At 63.6% G+C, this 756-nt stretch carries 1 pseudogene; it reads left to right on the forward strand.

The annotated features are described in order from the left end of the window. A pseudogene (locus GJ688_RS21660) lies at positions 1 to 756 on the forward strand (hypothetical protein); the annotation flags it as partial.

A 756-nucleotide genomic window follows, 5' to 3' on the forward strand; every position in this document is an offset into this window, starting at 1 on the left:
GCCGGACACGACCCCCCCGACCTGGGCGAGCGGCTATCCGCAGGCGGGAACAGTGACGAACACGAGCGCCCAGGTGCTGGTGCAGACCAACGAAAGCGGAAAAGGCTATTATGTCGTGGTACCCCACGGGGCGACAGCTCCCACGGCGGCGCAAGTAAAAGCGGGACAAGACGGGAGCGGGTCGGATGCCGGAAGCGGGAAAAAAGGCTATGTGGATTTGACAGCCAACACGCCGGCGACGATCGATATCACGGGCTTGGCCCCGTCGACAGACTATGATGTCTACGTGGTAACGGAAGACGGCGTACCCAACTTGCAGGCGACGGCGGCGAAGGTGGACATCGCGACCAGCGCAGCGCCGGACACGACCCCCCCGACCTGGGCGAGCGGCTATCCGCAGGCGGGAACAGTGACGAACACGAGCGCCCAGGTGCGGGTACAGACCAACGAAAACGGAAAAGGCTATTATGTCGTGGTACCCCACGGGGCGACAGCTCCCACGGCGGCGCAAGTAAAAGCGGGACAAGATGCGAGCGGGTCGGATGCCGGAAGCGGGAAAAAAGGCTATGTAGACCTGACAGCCAACACGCCGGCGACGATCGATATCACGGGCTTGGCCCCGTCGACAGACTATGATGTCTACGTGGTAACGGAAGACGGCGTACCCAACTTGCAGGCTACGGCGGAGAAGGTGGACATCGCGACCAGCGCAGCGCCGGACACGACCCCCCCGACCTGGGCGAGCGGCTATCCGCA

It is taken from the genome of Heliobacterium mobile (assembly GCF_009720735.1).
Lineage (GTDB): Bacteria > Bacillota > Desulfitobacteriia > Heliobacteriales > Heliobacteriaceae > Heliobacterium > Heliobacterium mobile.